This is a genomic window from Ancylobacter pratisalsi (assembly GCF_010669125.1).
Classification (GTDB): domain Bacteria; phylum Pseudomonadota; class Alphaproteobacteria; order Rhizobiales; family Xanthobacteraceae; genus Ancylobacter; species Ancylobacter pratisalsi.
Window position 1 is genome coordinate 357076 of sequence record NZ_CP048630.1, and the last position, 16462, is coordinate 373537.

Sequence of the window (16462 nt, forward strand, 5' to 3'; positions counted from 1 at the left end):
CAAACCTCAGTCGTCTCAGTCTTTTGCCGTGTGTTCCGCGGACCGCGATTCATCCACTTGAACGTGGACTCCTGCGAACCCCGGGGCGCTGCTGCCGGCCGCGCCTGACGGGCGCACGCAGACGAGACAGCACTTTAGGAGCGTCCATATTTCCTTTTTGAGACATGCGGATAGGCTGAATCGCTAGCGATTTGATTCAGGCCTCTCCGACAGGAACCGGACAATCTGATTCAAGCGGGAAGGCCCTATCAGCCCACTTCATGTGGTGCATAAGCCGAAGGGTCCACCAGTGCCGGGCGACCCGGCAGGTCGAGCGAAGAAACGCGCGGAGTGCCCTGGGCGATCACCCGCCCGCGACGCACCACAAAAAGCCGGGTGGCCTTCAGGCGGATCGCCTCGATCGGATCCGCCGCCTGGAGCACCACGAGATCCGCGTTGCAGCCTGGCGCCAGCCCATAGCCATCAAGTCCCATGATGCGGGCCGGGTTTGTCGTCACCGCCTCGAAGCACCACGTCATTGCCTCGCGTGAGGTCATCTGCCCCACGTGCAACGCCATGTGCGCCACTTCCAGCATGTCCGCCGAACCCAGCGAGTACCAGGGGTCCATCACGCAGTCATGGCCGAAAGCCACATTGACGCCAGCTTCACGCAGCTCCGGCACACGAGTCTGCCCCCGCCGCTTGGGGTAGGTGTCATGCCGCCCCTGAAGGGTGATGTTGATGAGCGGATTGGCAATGGCGTGGACGCCGGCCTCCACCATCAAGGGAATGAGCTTGGAGACATAGTAGTTGTCCATGGAGTGCATGGAGGTGAGATGCGAGCCGGCGACACGTCCGTGAAGGCCAAGCCGCTGGGTCTCGTAGCTCAGGGCCTCGATATGACGGGACATCGGATCGTCGGTCTCGTCGCAATGGATGTCGACGCGCAGGCCGCGCTCGGCCCCGATCTCGCAGAGCGCCTTGAGCGAGGCTGCACCATCCGCCATGGTGCGTTCGAAATGAGGGATGCCGCCGACGACATCGACGCCCATGTCGAGTGCGCGATTCAGGTTTCCGATCGCGTTCGGCGATCGGTAGTAGCCATCCTGCGGGAAGGCGACGAGCTGAAGGTCGATATAGTCCTTCACCTGGTCCTTGACGTCGAGAAGCGCCTCGACGGCGAGCAGCCGCTCGTCGCAGATATCGACGTGCGAACGGATCGCCAGCAGGCCCTGGCTTACGGCGAGATCACAGTAGCGCAGCGCTCTCTCGATCACGGCATCATGTGTCAGCTGGGGCTTGAGTTCGCCCCACAGCGCGATGCCCTCCAGCAGCGTGCCGGACCTGTTCATCCGCGGCAGGCCAAGCGAGAGCGTGGCATCCATATGGAAGTGGACATCGATGAAAGGCGGCGCCACCAGTTGGCCGGCGGCGTCGATCACCCGCCCCGCTTCCGCCTCGATCCCGGGCTCGACCGCGACGATGCGTCCGGCCTCGCAGGCGATGTCGACACCGGAACGGCCATTGGGGAGGCGGGCATTGCGTATCAGGAGATCGAGGCTCATCGCTGACCTTTGAAATAGGGCTTCATGAGAGCGCGCGGATAGTCGGCACGACGAGCCACCAGAACTAGCGCGGCAATTGAGAAAATATACGGCAGCATCAGGAAGATCTGGCTTGGCACCGCTCCCCCGGTAATGGTCTGGAGGCGAAGCTGGTAGGCGTCCAGCGCCCCGAACAGCAGGGCACCGACCAGCGCCTTGCCCGGTCTCCAGGAGGCGAAGACGGTGAGAGCGATACACACCCAGCCGCGACCGTTGATCATGCCGAAATAGAAGGCGTTGAACGCGGAGAGCGTCAGGAAGGCACCCCCGAGCGCCATGAGCGCCGAGCCGGCCATTACCGCCCCGATCCGCAGGCCGGCCACGGACAGCCCCTGCGCTTCCACGGCCTCTGGATTGTCACCCACCGCCCGCAACGCGAGCCCAAGCGGAGTCCGGCCGAGGATGAACGCCAGCCCGCCGACGCAGGCGAAGGCCAGCACGGTGAAGGCGGTCTGCTGCCCGAGAATCGGCCCGATGAAGGGGAGATCGCCTAGAATTGGCAGGTCCAGCGGCGCAAAGGGCTCGATGCGTGGCGGCGTGCCGACATTGGGAAACGCCACGCGGTAGCCGAAATAGGCCGCCGAGGTCGCCAGCAGCGTGATCCCGATCCCGGTGACATGCTGCGAAAGGCCCAGCGGCACCGTCAACAGACCGTGCAGCAGGCCGAACCCCGCTCCCACCAGCGCCGCGACCAGCACGCCGCCCCAAAGTGGCAGGCCGAGATAGACGGCGAGCCAGCCGGACATGGCGCCAGCGACGAAGATGCCTTCGATGCCGAGATTGAGCACGCCCGCCCGCTCGCAGAGCAGCGCGCCGAGCACGCCGAAGATGAGCGGCGTGGCGATGCGGATGGTCGCCGCCCAGAAATTGGCCTGGAGGAGAATGTCCAGCGCGTCGAGCATCAGGCGGCCTCCCTGCGGACCATGACAAGGCGGAAGCGCGTCAGCAATCCCCCGATCAGCACGCTCAGAAGCGAGAAAGATACAACAAGATCAGCAAGATAGTTGGAGACACCGATCGTCCGGCTCATGCTATCCGCGCCGACGAAGACGCCCGCGATGAAGATGGCGGAGGGTATGACGCCCAGTGGCGACAGGTTGGCAAGTGTTGCCACGACGATGCCGGCATAGCCGAAACCGGGTGACAGGTCGGAGGTCAGGTAGCCCTTCAGACCGGCCACTTCGCTGGCGCCCGCAAGGCCCGCCAGCCCGCCGGAAAGCAGGCCGACCAGCACCATCGAACGGCCGACGGGAAGGCCGGCATACCGCGCGGCGCGGGCATTTTCGCCGACCGCCCTTATGCGGAAACCCCAGACGGTACGGGACATCAGCACGTGCAGGAGCAGCGCGGCGGCGATGGCGATGATCAACCCCCAATGCAGTCGCAGGCCGGTGATGAGCTTTGGAAGCGTCGCTTCGTCAAGCACGGGTGCCGATTGCGGCCAGCCGAGGGCCATCTCGTCCTTCATCGGACCTTCGAGCATCATCTGGACGATGAGGAGGACGATGAAGTTCATGAGGAGCGTGACGACGACTTCATCGGCACCGAAACGGGATTTGAAGAACACGGCTACCAGCAGCAGCGCAGCCCCGGCCAGCGCCGCGGCGAGCAGCACCAGTGGGAGGAGCACATAGGAGGGCGCCTCGATCAGTCCGGCACCGAGCGCCACCGTCGCGAGCGCCCCGGCATAGAGCTGCCCCTCGGCGCCGATGTTCCAGAGCTTGGCCCGAAAGGCGACGGCCGCAGCAAGGCCCGTGAAGATGAGTGGCGTGGCGCGGGTCAGCGTTTCCGCCAGCGCGAAACCATCGCCCGCCGCGCCCTTTGCCATCAGCAGGAAGGCGTCGAGGATCGGCGCACCGGACAGCGCCAGCGGCACGGCCGTCAGCAGCAGCGCCGCCAGCCCCGAGCCGATGGACACGGCGACGGTGAGCCATAGCGGCGTGCGCTCGCGCGGAACAAAGCGGATCATCGGCGGCGGGCTCCCTTCCGGGGCGGCGTGAATGCGAGGGGGGTGCTTGGCGAAACGATACCGGCGCATCGACGCGCTCCGGGCACCGGTTGACGGCCGGCCTGCGCCAAAGGTGGGTGAGACCTCCCGAGCGTCACGCCGCGGCCCCTCCGGCTTGACCCGCCATCATCAACCCGACGGTGCGCACATCGAGGCCCTCGGCCTCCATGGCCGCGGACAGGTGGCCGGCATGCACCACCGCAATGCGATCCGACAGCGCGAAAAGTTCGTCGAGGTCTTCCGAGATCAGCAGCACCGCCGCCCCGCGTTCGCGCGCCGCGATGAGGCGGCGGTGAACGTCGGTCGTGGCGCCGATATCGAGACCGCGCGTGGGCTGATGGGCGAGGATGAGCCGCGGCTCGCGTTCCAGCACCCGCGCCAGAACCACCTTCTGCATGTTCCCGCCCGAAAGCGCGCGGATGGCGGCGTCCGGCCCCGGACAGCGCACGTCATAGGCACGGATGGCCTCGGCCGTGCGTGCGCGGATGGCGGCGCGGCGGAGGAAGCCGAAGGACTGGTTTTCAGGCTCGGAGATGGTCTCGATCACGAAATTCTCCGCGACACTGAGGGCGCCGACGGTGCCGTCGCGATGTCGGTCCTCGGGAATGCGCCCCACACCGGAGGCGACCCGCCCGGCGGGATCCGCCCCGGCAGCACGTGAACCGGCCAGCATCATCTCCCCGGACCGAACGCCGACAAGGCCGGCGACAAGGGCGGCAAGAGCCCCCTGCCCGTTTCCGGAAACGCCGGCAATGCCGAGAATCTCGCCGGCCCGCACGTCAAGGTCCGCGCCCTCCAGACGATCGCGCTGGCCGGGCTTGCCCACGCTCACACCGCGCAGGCTGAGCACCGCCTCGCCTGGCCTCGCGGGCGGACGCTCGCGCGAGGGAATGGCGCGGCCCACCATCAGTTCGGCAAGTGTCGAGCGATCCGCTCCGGCAGTCGGGCGGTCGGCCACCTTGGCGCCGCCACGCAGCACCACCACGCGCTCGCACAAGGCCAGCACCTCGTGCAGCTTGTGGCTGATGAAGATGACGGCCAGCCCGCCCTGCGCCAGCTTGCGCACGGTGGCGGCCAGCCCATCGGCCTCCTGCGGGGTGAGAACGGCGGTTGGCTCGTCCAGGATCAGCACCCGCACGTCGCGGTAGAGGGCCTTCAATATCTCGATGCGCTGCTGTTCCCCGACCGAGAGTCGCGCCACCGGCACGTCCAGATCCGCACTGAGCCCGCTTTCCGCGATCAGCCGGTCCACCTTGGCCCGCGCTTCGCGGCGCTTCAGTTTCGCGCTCCAGAGCGACTGGGTGCCCAGCACGATATTCTCGAAACCGGTGAGGTTCTCGGCCAGCGCGAAGTGCTGGTGAACCATGCCGATGCCCGCCGCCAGCGCCGCTTCCGCTGAGCCGCCGGGCAACGGGGTGAGCTGACCATCCGGCCCGGCGATGTTCACCGTTCCCTCATCGGCGATGTAGTGGCCGAAGAGGATGCTCATCAACGTGGTCTTGCCGGCGCCGTTCTCGCCAAGGAGTGCCACGATCTCCCCCGCGCGCACGTCAAGGTCGATACGGTCATTGGCCGTCAGCGGACCGAAGCGCTTGGTGATGCCGTTGAGCGACAGGACGAGGGGACGCGTATCTGGGCGCATGACGAGCCTTTGGTGGAGCTTCCCGAACAGGGAAGACATCGGGCACGAAGCCGGTTGTCGGGCGAACCGTCGCGAAGCGTCCACTCGCCGCTTCCAACCAACGCCAACCCTTGAGGCATTGCCCCGCCACCCAACCCGGCGATTGCCGCACTGGGTGGCGGGAGAGAGGGCCGCAGCCCTGCGAATGCGCTCCCGCAAGCGGGTCGCTCACAGGAGCGATCCGCTCACATCGTCGATTTGGGCTCGGCGTCGTTCACGTTGACCCGGAACAGGCCGTCCTTGATCTCCTTCTCCTTGACGAGAACGACATCGATCACCTCGGGCGGGACCAGCTTGGGATCCAGCGGGGCGAGGCTGGCGCCGCCATGGGCCATGTAGCTGAACGGACCGTAGTCCTCGGCGGTGAAGGTGCCGTCCGTGACCGCCTTGATGGCACGGTCGATGGTGGGCTCCATATGCCAAAGCGCGGAGGCGATCACCGTGCCGGGATAATCGGCGGACGTGTCGATGACGTTGCCGATCGCCTTGATGCCGCGCTCCTTGGCGGCGTCCGACACGCCGAAGCGCTCCGCGTAGAGGACGTCCGCGCCCTTGTCGATCTGCGCGAAGGCGGCCTCCTTGGCCTTTGGCGGGTCGTACCAGCTGTTGATGAAGGTCACGAGGAACTTCACGTCCGGGTTCACCGCCACGGCGCCTTCCATGAAGGCCTGCATCAGCCGGTTCACCTCGGGAATGGCGTAGCCGCCGACCAGGCCGATGACGTTCGACTTGGTCATCTTGCCCGCCACCATGCCGGTGAGGAAGGACGGCTCATGAATGAAATTGTCGAACGCCGAGAAGTTCGGCTTGGTCGGCCCGAAGGACGATCCCATCAGATAGGCGACAGCGGGATAGTCCGCCGCCACCTTGCGCGCCGGGCGTTCCACCGCGAAGACCTCGCCGACCACGAGGTCGGCGCCTTCCTGTGAGTACTGCCGCATGACGCGCTCATAGTCGGTATTGGCGACGTTCTCGGAGAATTTGTAGGTGATGTCGCCACGCGCCTCGGCGGCCTTCAGCGCCTTGTGGATGCGCGATACCCACTGCTGCTCCACCGGCACGGTGAAGATCGCGGCGACCTTGATCGGCTTTTCCTTCGCGGCGAACGCCTCGCCGCCGAAGGTGGTGAGGGCGAGCGCGCCGGCGCCGAGCGCCAACAGCTGCCGCCGATCAAGCTTGCCTGATGAGAAAAGAGGCAGGCCTTCGGACTTGTCGACCATCTTTAGCATCTCCCGAACATGTGGCGGTGGCTTGCGTGGACGCGGACCGCGTGAACCCTATCGCATGCGAGCGTCGTGCCAATTTCGAACTGTTCAGTCCGAAAAGTCACGACCCTTTTTCTCCCGCTCCCAAACCGCGCGAAGATAGCTCTGGATAAAGTCCGGCATCGCCGGGCTGAGGCCTTCCGGACCGTGCACGATGACGGTGCCGTCGATCTCCGGGCGCGGCTGCCGGGCGATGAAGGCGTGGATGCGCGCAGCCAGCGCCACCGCGCTCTCGTGCGCAACGAAGGGACGCAGCAGCGCGATCCGCACCGGGTCGCACACCGCCAGCCACCCTGCCGCGGGGGCGACATCGGACACCGTCAGCCCGGTTTCCTCGGCAAGCTCGCGCAGCATGCTGGCTTCCATATCGACCTGCCCGTCCGCCGTGACATCGGCGGGCTCCGGCGTGCCGGTGGCGAAATAGACGCGGCCGGCATTGAGGGTCCAGGGCGCCTGGCGCACCAGCACGAAGCCGCCATCGCAACCGCGCAGCGCGGCGGCGCCGAAGGCGTTGCGCAGGCCCGGCGCGGTGCTCTCGCCATACAGCACCCAGAGCAGGGTGGCGAAGTCCGTCTCGACGAAGCGGCCGGAAAGGGCGCGGCTCCCGATGGTGGCGTCCGCCAGCATCAGGATGCGACCGTTCCACAGCGAGGGACGGTCGCGCCGCATGCGCGCGAACTGGGCCTCGATCGCCGCCCGGTGACGCCGGGAATATTCCGGAGGCACGGGATCGAAGGCGAGGTCGAGCCGGTCGAGCTCGACGATCTCGCTCATCAGGCGCGGCGCCGACGCGGGCGCTCAGACATGGATGGTGCCTTCGGAGACGATGATCGCACCGCCGCCAATGGTGACCGCGATAAGCTCGCCCTGCTCGACCTCCATGCCGAGCCGCACCAGGCTGGGGCGCCCCATCTCGACTCCCTGAAGGATGTCGAAGGCGTGGAAGCCATCCTCGGGCGCCTCACCGGTCATCAGGACCGCCGCAAGCGAGGCGGCGGCGGAACCGGTCGCGGGGTCCTCGTCGATGCCCATATTCGCCGCGAACATACGCGCGCGCAGATCGCCTTCGCCATCCTCGTCGCGGCAGAACACATAGACCGAATCCGCCTCACCGCCGAAGGTGCCGATGAGGCGCGCCGCGCTCGGGCTGATGCGCGCCAGCGCCGAACGCGAGGCCAGCGGAATGCAGACGAACGGCACTCCCGCCGACGCCACCACGGGCTGGTAGTTGTCGAACCCGATATCGGAGGTGTCGAGGCCCAGCGCCTGGGCGCAGGCTTCCCGGCTCATGGGCTCGGCATCCGTGATCTCGGGGATGCGGGGCACGGTGAACGTGGCCGCCCCCGACCGCTCGCCACGCAGATTGACGTGGCAGGGGATGGCGCCGACGTTCTCTTCCAGAACGAAATCGGTGCTGTTCTCCACCTTGTCCAGCAGGGCAAGCAGCACGGCCGCACCGACCGTGGGGTGGCCGGCGAAGGGCAGCTCGTGATTGACGGTGAAGATGCGCAACCGGGCGCGGCTGTCATCGTCCTCCGCCTTCATGACGAACACCGTCTCGGAGAGATTGAACTCGCGGGCGATGGCCTGCATCTGGTTGCCGTCGAGCCCGTCGGCGTCGAGCACGACGGCGAGCGGGTTGCCCGAAAGGGTCCGGTCCGTGAAAACGTCGAGGGTGACGAAACGGCGTGCCATGGCGCTCACAACTTCTCCGGCGTGAAGACGCGCGAGGGCGTCACGAATTCGTCCTGAGCCGCCACGGTCAGGATCTCCCGCGAGCCGGCCGCAGCGGTGCGGGCAAGCAATCCATAGGCCGACGAGGCGGCCTTGGAGAGCGCCTCGGCGGCGGAATGCGTTGACTTCCAGTGCACGAAGAACAGTGCCGCGATGGCATCGCCCGCGCCGTTGACCGAGATGTCGAGCTTGGGCGTGCGCACGCGGAACGTGCCGTCGGGGCCGGACGCCATCAGGTCGATCGAATCCGCGGGCGTTTCCTCGGTGTGGAGGCTGGTGACCAGGATGACGCGGGGGCCGGTGGCGTGCACCGCCGCGCAGGCGGCCTGGGCGTCCGCGAGCGTTGTGGTGGTGCGCCCGGAGAGAAAGTCGAGCTCGAACTGGTTCGGCGTGATGAGGTCCGCCGCCGGCACCGCCCGCTCGCGCATGAACTCGGGAATGCCGGGACGCACGAACACGCCGCGCCCGACATCGCCGATCACCGGATCGCAGCAATAATGCGCGGCGGCGTTGGCGGCCTTGACCCGGCCCACCGTGTCGAGGATCGCGTCGCCGATCTCGGCCGCCCCCATATAGCCGGACAGCACGCCGTCGCAGCGCGGCAGGACATTACGATCTTCCATGCCGCCGACCAGTTCGCGGATCAGATCGGCGCCGAACACCTCACCACGCCAGGCGCCATAGCCGGTGTGATTGGAGAACTGCACGGTGTGGATGCCCCACACCTCATGGCCGAGCCGCTGCATTGGAAACATGGCGGACGCATTGCCGACATGTCCATAAGCCACCCAGCTCTGTATCGACAGGATATTCATTTGCACGCGCCCCGACCGGTTGGAACGATCCGCGCTTATCGCGCGCGACGCAAGGGCTCAAACGAAAATCGGTGAGCAAATCCATAACGTTGCTGCATGGATGTCGCACCAGCGCCTTCACCCTGCATCGGCATCGGCGTGTTTCATCGCCTCTTGCCCGCCGCTTCACCCCATGCGAGAGGCAGGGACATGAACGAGATGCTCTCCGCCGTCGCCCTCGCCCATGCCATTCACGCCGGGCGCCTCAGCCCCGCCGACGTCGCCGAACGCTGCGCGCAGACCATTCGCGCATGCGAGCCGGACATTCGCGCCTTCGCGACGCTCGACCTCGACACCATGCTGGCTCGCGCGCAGGAGCCCGGCCTCGGCCAAACGCCGCTCGCCGGCCTGCCGGTCGGCATCAAGGACGTGCTCGACACCGCCGGTCTGCCGACCGAGCGGGGCTCTCCGATCTATGCCGGCTATCGACCGGCGGCCGATGCGACGGTGGTGCGCATGGCGCTGCGGGCCGGGGCGGTGATCCCCGGCAAGATGACGACGACCGAATTCGCCTTCATGAAGCCCACACAGACGCGCAATCCGCGCCGCCTCTCGCACACGCCCGGCGGCTCCTCGGCCGGTTCGGCGGCGGCCGTGGCGGCGGGCATGCTGCCGCTGGCGCTGGGCACCCAGACCGCCGGCTCGGTGATCCGCCCGGCCTCGTTCTGCGGCGTCACCGGTTACAAGCCGTCGTTCAAGCTCATTCCGGTGCCCGGCCTCAAGGTCTTCGCCTGGTCGCTGGACACGATCGGCCTGTTCGGCGCCCACGTTGCCGATGTCGCCTTCGGCGCCGCGGCGATGACCGGGCGCGACCTGATCCCGGAGGAGAGCGATGAGCTCCCCCATTTCGCGCTGGTGAAGACCGCTCGCGCGGACCAGGCCTCGGCCGACGCTCACGCCGCGCTGGAGGCGGCCGGGCAGGCTGCCGTGAAGGCCGGGGCGCGGGTGAGCGTGATCGAGCTGCCGCCGGAAGTGGAGGCATTGGACGAGGCGCAGGGTGTGATCCAGTCCTATGAAGCGGCGCTGGCGTTCGCCGATGAGTGGGACCGGCACCGGGACGGGCTTTCCGACCGGCTGGCCAGCTACCTCGCCGACGGAATGACCATCGCGCCCGAGGTCTACGACGCGGCCCGGCGCACCGCCCGGCGCGGACGTTACGCGCTCGCCGACCTGTTCGCCGGACATGACGCGCTCCTGACCTTCTCAGCCCCCGGCGAAGCGCCGGAAGGACACGCCACCACCGGGTCCCCGGTGTTCAACAAGCTCTGGACGTTGAGCGGCGCGCCCTGCGTGAACGTGGCCGGCCTGACCGGCGCAACCGGAATGCCGATCGGGGTGCAGGTGGTCGGGCGTTTCGGGCGGGACAAGGCCATGCTCGGCGCGGCCCGCTTCCTCGAACGGGCGATTACCGATGCCTGAAGATGTTATGTAATCGAATACCAAGATTACATAAAGGAATACCAGTTTTCGTAACCCCCTTGACCGCGCGTCAATACGCGCGGATTGTCAACTTCAGATTGCGCATTTTCCTCTGAGAAAATCCAGTCCTGTGGGGGTATCTGACATGCGTATTAAGTCTCTTCTTCTGGGCGGCGCGGCGAGCGTCGCGCTCGCGTTGCCGGCCTTTGCTGCCGATATGAGCTATCCTGTGAAGGCTCCCGTCGTGGCGGTGGTTCCCGCCTTCACCTGGACCGGCTTCTACCTCGGCGCCAATGTTGGGTATGGCTGGGGTGATGGATCCACGTCCTGGGACAACTATCTCGGCCATTACTATTCCGGCTACGACGGATACAGCTACAATGGCGGGGTCGACCCCGAGGGCTGGTTCGGCGGCTTCCAGCTTGGCTACAATTACCAGTTTGAGAACAATTTCGTCCTCGGCGTCGAAGCCGATTTCGATTTTGGCTCGCTTGAAGACAAGCTGAACTACTATGCCTACCAGGCCACTCCCGGCGGGCCGGCCGAGGCATACGGCACGGTCAACACCAAGATCGAGGCGTTCGGAACCGTGCGCGCCCGGCTCGGCTACGCCTATGACCGGCTGCTGCCTTATGTCACCGGCGGTCTGGCTTGGGGCAATGTGAAGGCCTCCGGAAATCTGAACAGCTATCTCAACGGCGTGTATCAGCCCGGACTGTCCGGCTCTGCCTCGACCAGCGAAACCCTCTGGGGCTGGACCGTCGGCGCGGGCGTGGAATACGCGTTCACCGACAACTGGACGGCGAAGATCGAATATCTCTACGCCGACCTCGGCGACATCAACTGGGATGGCGCCTCCAACACGAACATCGACGCCAAGCTCCAGACCGTGAAGCTCGGCATCAACTACAAGTTCTGAGCCCGCCTTTCACAAGGGGTGTGCTGACACGAAAAGGGCGGGGAACGGGCGATTGGCCTGTTTCCCGCTTTTTTCGTTTCGGTGTCCTTCGTCTCGGTATCCGTCGCAGCACCGGCGTCGCGGCGCCTTCCCGCCTTTGCAGGCTCACTCCACGCCGACCAGATTGGCCACAGCGCTCCAGATCGCGTCCTTGGCGCCGACGGCGGGCGGCGGGGCGATGATGATCGCGGGCTTGGGGTTCTTCTCGCCATCGGGCATCAGCCAGGCAAACCAGATCTCGCCATCGGTGTAATACGCATCGCCACCGCCATTGCGCCCGAACAGGGTCGGGCCGAGGCCGGTGACCTGATAGACGGTGCGCACGGCATCCGCCGCCTTCAGATCATCGATCAGCAGGTCGCGCACCGCGTCGACATCCGGGCCGATGTGATGGGTGACGGCCGCGGTGTAATGGCTGAGGCCGACACCCCGATCATAGGTGGCCGAGCCGAGCCAGACCGGCTCGCGCTCCGCACCAACGTCCAGCACTTTCCAGAACCGCACATGGTCGCGTCGGTCGGCGCTTTTCCCGACCTCCTTCTCGAAGGCGAGGTCCTGCATGCGGCCGTCATAGAACAGCGGGCTGACCGGCGCCTGCGGATCGGCGCGACCGAGCACGACGGACCCGACAATGGCCACGCTGGATTTGAGCGTCACCGGATCGGCGGGACGCCAGCCCGCCGCCACCATGGCGCGGATGACATCCTCCTTTGTCCCCACCAGACCGACGTCGATGGGATCGCCGGGAATGCCCTGCTTCGTCTGTGTCACCATCGGCATGTGCCGGATGCCCGGCTGACGCTCGTGATGGGTCCACAGCCGCGGCAGTATGATGTAGGCAGCAGCGGCCCAGACGAGAAACGCGGCGAGAACCCAGTGCCAGACCCGCCGCGTCTTGGTGTGCCCGCTTGCCACCTGCTTTGCTCCGAAGGCGCTATTCCGCCGCGACGGCTTTGTAGCTCAGCGGGTCGTAGTTGAGAACCGGCGCCAGCCAGCGCTCGGCTTCTTCCACGCTCATCCCCTTGCGCGCGGCATAGTCCTCGACCTGGTCGCGCTCGATGCGCCCGACACCGAAATAGGACGCCTCCGGGTGGGCGAAATAGAGCCCCGACACCGCCGCCCCCGGCCACATGGCGAAGCTCTCCGTCAGCTCCACGCCGATGCGCGGCGTCACGTCCAGCAGTTTGAACAGCGTCGCCTTCTCGGTGTGGTCGGGCTGGGCGGGGTATCCCGGCGCCGGGCGGATGCCGCGATAGTCCTCGTGGATCAGCTCGGCATTGCCCAGCGCCTCGTCCGGCGCATAGGCCCAGAATTCCCGGCGCACGCGCTCATGCATGCGCTCGGCGAAAGCTTCCGCCAGGCGGTCCGCCAGCGCCTTGAGGAGAATGGCCGAATAGTCGTCATGGGCGGCCTTGAAGGCCTCCGAACGCTCGTGCTCGCCAAAGCCCGTCGAGACGCAGAAGCCGCCGAGATAGTCCGGCAGGCCGGTCGACTTCGGGGTGACGAAATCGGACAGCGCCAGATTGGTGCGGCCCTCGCGCTTCGCCATCTGCTGGCGCAGCGTGTGCAGCGTGGCAATTTCCCCGGCGCGGGTATCGTCCCCGTAGAGCACGATGTCGTCGCCGACCGCGTTGGCCGGCCAGAACCCGACCACGGCACGGGCGGTGAGCCACTTTTCGGCAACGATCCTGTCCAGCATCTTGCGGGCATCGTCGTAAAGCGCGCGCGCCGCGGGGCCGACCTTCTCGTCGTCCAGAATCGCCGGGAAATGGCCGGTGAGCTCCCAGGACTGGAAGAACGGCGTCCAGTCGATATACGGCACCAGCTCGCCGAGATCGTAGCTCTCGAACACGCGCGTGCCGAGGAAGGTGGGCACCGGGGCGCGGTAGCTGTCGAAATCGAGCGCCAGGCGGTTGGCGCGCGCATCCTCCAGCCGCACCCGGACCTTGCCACGATCGGACCGGGCGTGGGCATCGGCGAGCTTGGCGTATTCGGCGCGCACATCGGCCACGTAGTCGGCGCGGGTGTTGTCGTTGAGCAGGTTGGAGACCACGCCCACCGCCCGGCTGGCATCGGTGACATAGACCGCCTGCCCGCGCACATATTGCGGGGCGATCTTCACCGCCGTGTGGACGCGCGAGGTCGTCGCGCCGCCGATCAGCAGCGGCACGTTAAAGCCCTCGCGCTCCATCTCGGAGGCGACATGCACCATCTCGTCCAGCGAGGGGGTGATGAGACCCGACAGGCCGATGACGTCGACGTTCTCCGCCTTGGCGATCTCCAGGATCTTCGCGGTCGGCACCATCACGCCGAGGTCGATGACCTCGTAATTGTTGCATTGGAGAACGACGCCGACGATGTTCTTGCCGATGTCGTGCACATCGCCCTTCACTGTCGCCATCAGGATCTTGCCGGCGGAGGAATCCTCCGAGCTGCCGGTGTCGAGCTTCTCCTGCTCCATGAAGGGCATGAGATAGGCGACCGCCTGCTTCATCACGCGCGCGGATTTCACCACCTGCGGCAGGAACATCTTGCCGGCGCCGAACAGGTCACCGACCACGTTCATGCCGGCCATCAGCGGTCCCTCGATGACGTGCAGCGGCCGGGCGACCGACTGGCGCGCCTCCTCCGTGTCGACCTCGACGAACTCGGTGATGCCGTTGATCAGCGCGTGGGCGATGCGCTTTTCCACCGGCCAGGTGCGCCAGGTGAGATCGGCCTCCCGCCGCTCGCGGCCGCCCCCCTTGAAGCGCTCGGCAAGGGCCAGCAGGCGCTCGGTGGCGTCATCGCGGCGGTTCAGCACCACGTCCTCGCACGCCTCGCGCAGCTCGGGCTCGATCTCGCTATAGGGCGCGAGTTGGCCGGCATTGACGATGCCCATATCCATGCCGGCGGCGATGGCGTGATACAGGAACACCGCGTGCATGGCCTCGCGCACCATCTCGTTGCCACGGAACGAGAAGGAGAGATTGGAGACGCCGCCGGAGATGTGGGCGTAAGGCAGCTGCTGGCAGATGGCGCGGGTCGCCTCGATGAAGGCGACGCCGTAACCCGCATGCTCCTCGATGCCGGTCGCCACCGCGAAGATGTTCGGATCGAAGATGATGTCCTCGGGCGGGAAACCGACCTCGTCGACGAGGATGCGGTAGGCCCGCCCGCAGATCTCCACCTTGCGCTCATAGGTGTCGGCCTGGCCCTTTTCGTCAAAGGCCATGACAACCACTGCCGCGCCATAGGCGCGCACCAGACGGGCGTGATGACGGAAGGCGTCCTCGCCCTCCTTCATCGAGATCGAATTGACGATGCCCTTGCCCTGGATGCACTTCAGCCCGGCTTCGATGACGCTCCACTTCGAGCTGTCGACCATCACGGGCACGCGGGCGATATCCGGCTCCGCGGCGAGCAGGTTGAGGAAGGTGACCATCGCCTTCTCGGAATCGAGCAGGCCCTCGTCCATGTTGACGTCGATGACCTGCGCGCCGTTCTCCACCTGGTCGCGCGCCACGGCGAGCGCGGCGGCGTAGTCACCATTGGTGATGAGCTTGCGGAAGCGCGCCGAGCCGGTGACGTTGGTGCGCTCGCCGACATTCACGAAGGGAATGATCGGCGTCAGCTCGAACGGCTCAAGACCGGACAGGCGCAGGCGCGGCTCGATCTCGGGGACCACACGGGGCGCATGCGGAGCCACGGCCTGCGCGATCGCCCGGATATGGTCCGGTGTCGTGCCGCAACAGCCGCCGACAATATTGACCAGCCCCGAGGCCGCGAAGTCACCGACGAGGCGCGCCATCGCCTCCGGGCTCTCATCATAGAGGCCGAACTCATTCGGCAGGCCGGCATTGGGATAGGCGCAAACGAGCGTGTCGGCGATCCGCGACAGCTCGTCGATATGGGCGCGCATCTCCTTGGCGCCGAGCGCGCAATTGAGGCCGATGGAAAACGGCGCGGCGTGGCGCAGCGAGTTCCAGAACGCCTCCGGCGTCTGGCCCGAGAGCGTGCGGCCGGACAGATCGGTGATGGTGCCGGAAATCATCACCGGCACGCGGATGCCGCGCGCCTCGAACAACCGCTCGATGGCGAAAACCGCCGCCTTGGCGTTCAGCGTGTCGAAGATTGTCTCGATCAGCAGCAGATCGGCGCCACCGTCGATCAACGCGGCGGCCTGCTCTCCATAAGCGGTTGCCAGCTCGTCGAAACTCGTGGCGCGGAAGCCGGGATCGTTGACGTCCGGCGAGATCGAGGCGGTGCGGTTCGTGGGCCCGATGGCGCCGGCGACGAAGCGGCGTCGGCCGTCCTTGGCCTCGGCAAGCGTCGCGGCCTCCTTGGCGAGGCGCGCACCCTCGAAATTGATCTCATAGACCAGGCTCTCCATGCCGTAATCGGCCATGGCGATGGTGGTGCCGGAGAAGGTGTTGGTCTCGACCAGATCCGCACCTGCCAGGAAATAGGCGAGGTGAATGTCGCGCACCGCGTCCGGTTTGGTGAGGTTGAGCAGGTCGTTATTGCCCTTGAGGTCCCGACCCCAGTCGGCGAAGCGCTCGCCGCGATACCCTGCCTCATCCAGCTTGAGCTGCTGGATCATCGTGCCCATCGCGCCGTCGAGCACGAGGATGCGCTGCGAGGCGGCATGCCGGAGGGCGTTGAGGGTCTCGGTCGGCTGGACGGTCATGGGGGCACTCATCTTGTCAGGCGCGAGGATCGCTGCATTACGGCAGATGGACACGAAGCAATTGTGATCAGTGGCCCTTTTCGAGCCGTTGGCAGCGTTTCCCGAGGGCTTGGGGAACCACTCGGCCCCGGCCGCCACGAAGCGGCCGAGGTCGGATTAGCCGTGCATCAACCGCATCGGCGTGTCGATCCTGCGATCGAGGCGCCTGGCGTTCGCTTCGATGCCATCTCTCACCGCCGCGCGGATCGCCCGCACCGGCGCCAGGATGAAGGTGTCCGGCTCGCTCATCGC

The 16462-nt window shown here is 66.5% G+C and carries 13 protein-coding genes; 2 read left to right on the top strand and 11 right to left on the bottom strand.

Features of this window, described 5'->3' with window-relative positions:
- Positions 1–248: 248 nt before the first annotated feature.
- From G3A50_RS01715 to pdxY, 8 genes are all read right to left on the bottom strand, one after another.
- Positions 249–1544, bottom strand: coding sequence for an amidohydrolase family protein (locus G3A50_RS01715; RefSeq protein WP_163073537.1), 1296 nt, complete (start codon positions 1542–1544; stop codon positions 249–251).
- A complete protein-coding gene (locus G3A50_RS01720) occupies positions 1541–2485 on the bottom strand; it encodes an ABC transporter permease (RefSeq protein WP_163073539.1) in 945 nt (314 codons plus the stop codon). The genes G3A50_RS01715 and G3A50_RS01720 overlap by 4 nt, the downstream gene beginning before the upstream one ends.
- Positions 2485–3552 (bottom strand): ABC transporter permease, encoded by a 1068-nt coding sequence (locus tag G3A50_RS01725; RefSeq protein WP_163073541.1) that lies wholly within the window; start codon positions 3550–3552, stop codon positions 2485–2487. The genes G3A50_RS01720 and G3A50_RS01725 overlap by 1 nt, the downstream gene beginning before the upstream one ends.
- A gap of 133 nt (positions 3553–3685) precedes the next feature.
- Positions 3686–5233 carry an ABC transporter ATP-binding protein gene (locus G3A50_RS01730; RefSeq protein WP_163073542.1) on the bottom strand — a complete coding sequence of 516 codons (1548 nt, stop codon included), beginning with the start codon at positions 5231–5233 and terminating at the stop codon, positions 3686–3688.
- 224 nt (positions 5234–5457) lie between these two features.
- A complete protein-coding gene (locus G3A50_RS01735; RefSeq protein WP_163073544.1) occupies positions 5458–6492 on the bottom strand; it encodes a BMP family protein in 1035 nt (344 codons plus the stop codon).
- 93 nt (positions 6493–6585) lie between these two features.
- The gene (locus G3A50_RS01740) at positions 6586–7311 is read right to left on the bottom strand and encodes an NUDIX hydrolase (RefSeq protein ID WP_163073545.1); all 726 of its coding nucleotides are present in this window, start codon (positions 7309–7311) and stop codon (positions 6586–6588) included.
- Between the two features lie 24 nt (positions 7312–7335).
- On the bottom strand, positions 7336–8232 hold the full coding sequence (locus tag G3A50_RS01745) for a PhzF family phenazine biosynthesis protein (RefSeq protein WP_163073546.1): 897 nt from the start codon (positions 8230–8232) through the stop codon (positions 7336–7338).
- A gap of 5 nt (positions 8233–8237) precedes the next feature.
- On the bottom strand, positions 8238–9086 hold the full coding sequence (gene pdxY, locus G3A50_RS01750; protein WP_163073547.1) for a pyridoxal kinase PdxY: 849 nt from the start codon (positions 9084–9086) through the stop codon (positions 8238–8240).
- Positions 9087–9284: 198 nt separating this feature from the next.
- Here pdxY and G3A50_RS01755 point away from each other — a divergent pair, with 198 nt between their 5' ends.
- Both G3A50_RS01755 and G3A50_RS01760 read left to right on the top strand, forming a co-directional pair.
- Complete coding sequence (locus G3A50_RS01755; RefSeq protein WP_210255268.1) at positions 9285–10544, top strand: amidase; 1260 nt, start codon at positions 9285–9287, stop codon at positions 10542–10544.
- Positions 10545–10689: 145 nt separating this feature from the next.
- Positions 10690–11463, top strand: a complete 774-nt coding sequence (locus tag G3A50_RS01760; protein ID WP_163073551.1) for an outer membrane protein — start codon at positions 10690–10692, stop codon at positions 11461–11463.
- 144 nt (positions 11464–11607) lie between these two features.
- On the opposite strand, the gene G3A50_RS01765 is transcribed toward G3A50_RS01760, so the two are convergent.
- The 3 genes from G3A50_RS01765 to G3A50_RS22770 all read right to left on the bottom strand — a co-directional run bounded on the left by G3A50_RS01765 (position 11608) and on the right by G3A50_RS22770 (position 16459).
- The gene (locus tag G3A50_RS01765; RefSeq protein WP_163073552.1) at positions 11608–12417 is read right to left on the bottom strand and encodes an LssY C-terminal domain-containing protein; all 810 of its coding nucleotides are present in this window, start codon (positions 12415–12417) and stop codon (positions 11608–11610) included.
- A 19-nt stretch (positions 12418–12436) separates the two neighbouring features.
- On the bottom strand, positions 12437–16183 hold the full coding sequence (gene metH, locus G3A50_RS01770; protein WP_163073554.1) for a methionine synthase: 3747 nt from the start codon (positions 16181–16183) through the stop codon (positions 12437–12439).
- A 144-nt stretch (positions 16184–16327) separates the two neighbouring features.
- Complete coding sequence (locus G3A50_RS22770; RefSeq protein WP_281355833.1) at positions 16328–16459, bottom strand: hypothetical protein; 132 nt, start codon at positions 16457–16459, stop codon at positions 16328–16330.
- Positions 16460–16462 lie beyond the last annotated feature (3 nt).

Bases quoted from the DNA above. Each gene is read 5' to 3' on its own strand.
- G3A50_RS01760 (WP_163073551.1), top strand. From the start codon at position 10,690: ATGCGTATTAAGTCTCTTCTTCTGGGCGGCGCGGCGAGCGTCGCGCTC.
- G3A50_RS01720 (WP_163073539.1), bottom strand. From the start codon at position 2,485: ATGCTCGACGCGCTGGACATTCTCCTCCAGGCCAATTTCTGGGCGGCG.
- G3A50_RS01740 (WP_163073545.1), bottom strand. From the start codon at position 7,311: ATGAGCGAGATCGTCGAGCTCGACCGGCTCGACCTCGCCTTCGATCCC.
- G3A50_RS01755 (WP_210255268.1), top strand. From the start codon at position 9,285: ATGCTCTCCGCCGTCGCCCTCGCCCATGCCATTCACGCCGGGCGCCTC.
- G3A50_RS01715 (WP_163073537.1), bottom strand. From the start codon at position 1,544: ATGAGCCTCGATCTCCTGATACGCAATGCCCGCCTCCCCAATGGCCGT.
- G3A50_RS22770 (WP_281355833.1), bottom strand. From the start codon at position 16,459: ATGAGCGAGCCGGACACCTTCATCCTGGCGCCGGTGCGGGCGATCCGC.
- pdxY (WP_163073547.1), bottom strand. From the start codon at position 9,086: ATGAATATCCTGTCGATACAGAGCTGGGTGGCTTATGGACATGTCGGC.
- metH (WP_163073554.1), bottom strand. From the start codon at position 16,183: ATGAGTGCCCCCATGACCGTCCAGCCGACCGAGACCCTCAACGCCCTC.
- G3A50_RS01735 (WP_163073544.1), bottom strand. From the start codon at position 6,492: ATGGTCGACAAGTCCGAAGGCCTGCCTCTTTTCTCATCAGGCAAGCTT.
- G3A50_RS01725 (WP_163073541.1), bottom strand. From the start codon at position 3,552: ATGATCCGCTTTGTTCCGCGCGAGCGCACGCCGCTATGGCTCACCGTC.
- G3A50_RS01730 (WP_163073542.1), bottom strand. From the start codon at position 5,233: ATGCGCCCAGATACGCGTCCCCTCGTCCTGTCGCTCAACGGCATCACC.
- G3A50_RS01745 (WP_163073546.1), bottom strand. From the start codon at position 8,232: ATGGCACGCCGTTTCGTCACCCTCGACGTTTTCACGGACCGGACCCTT.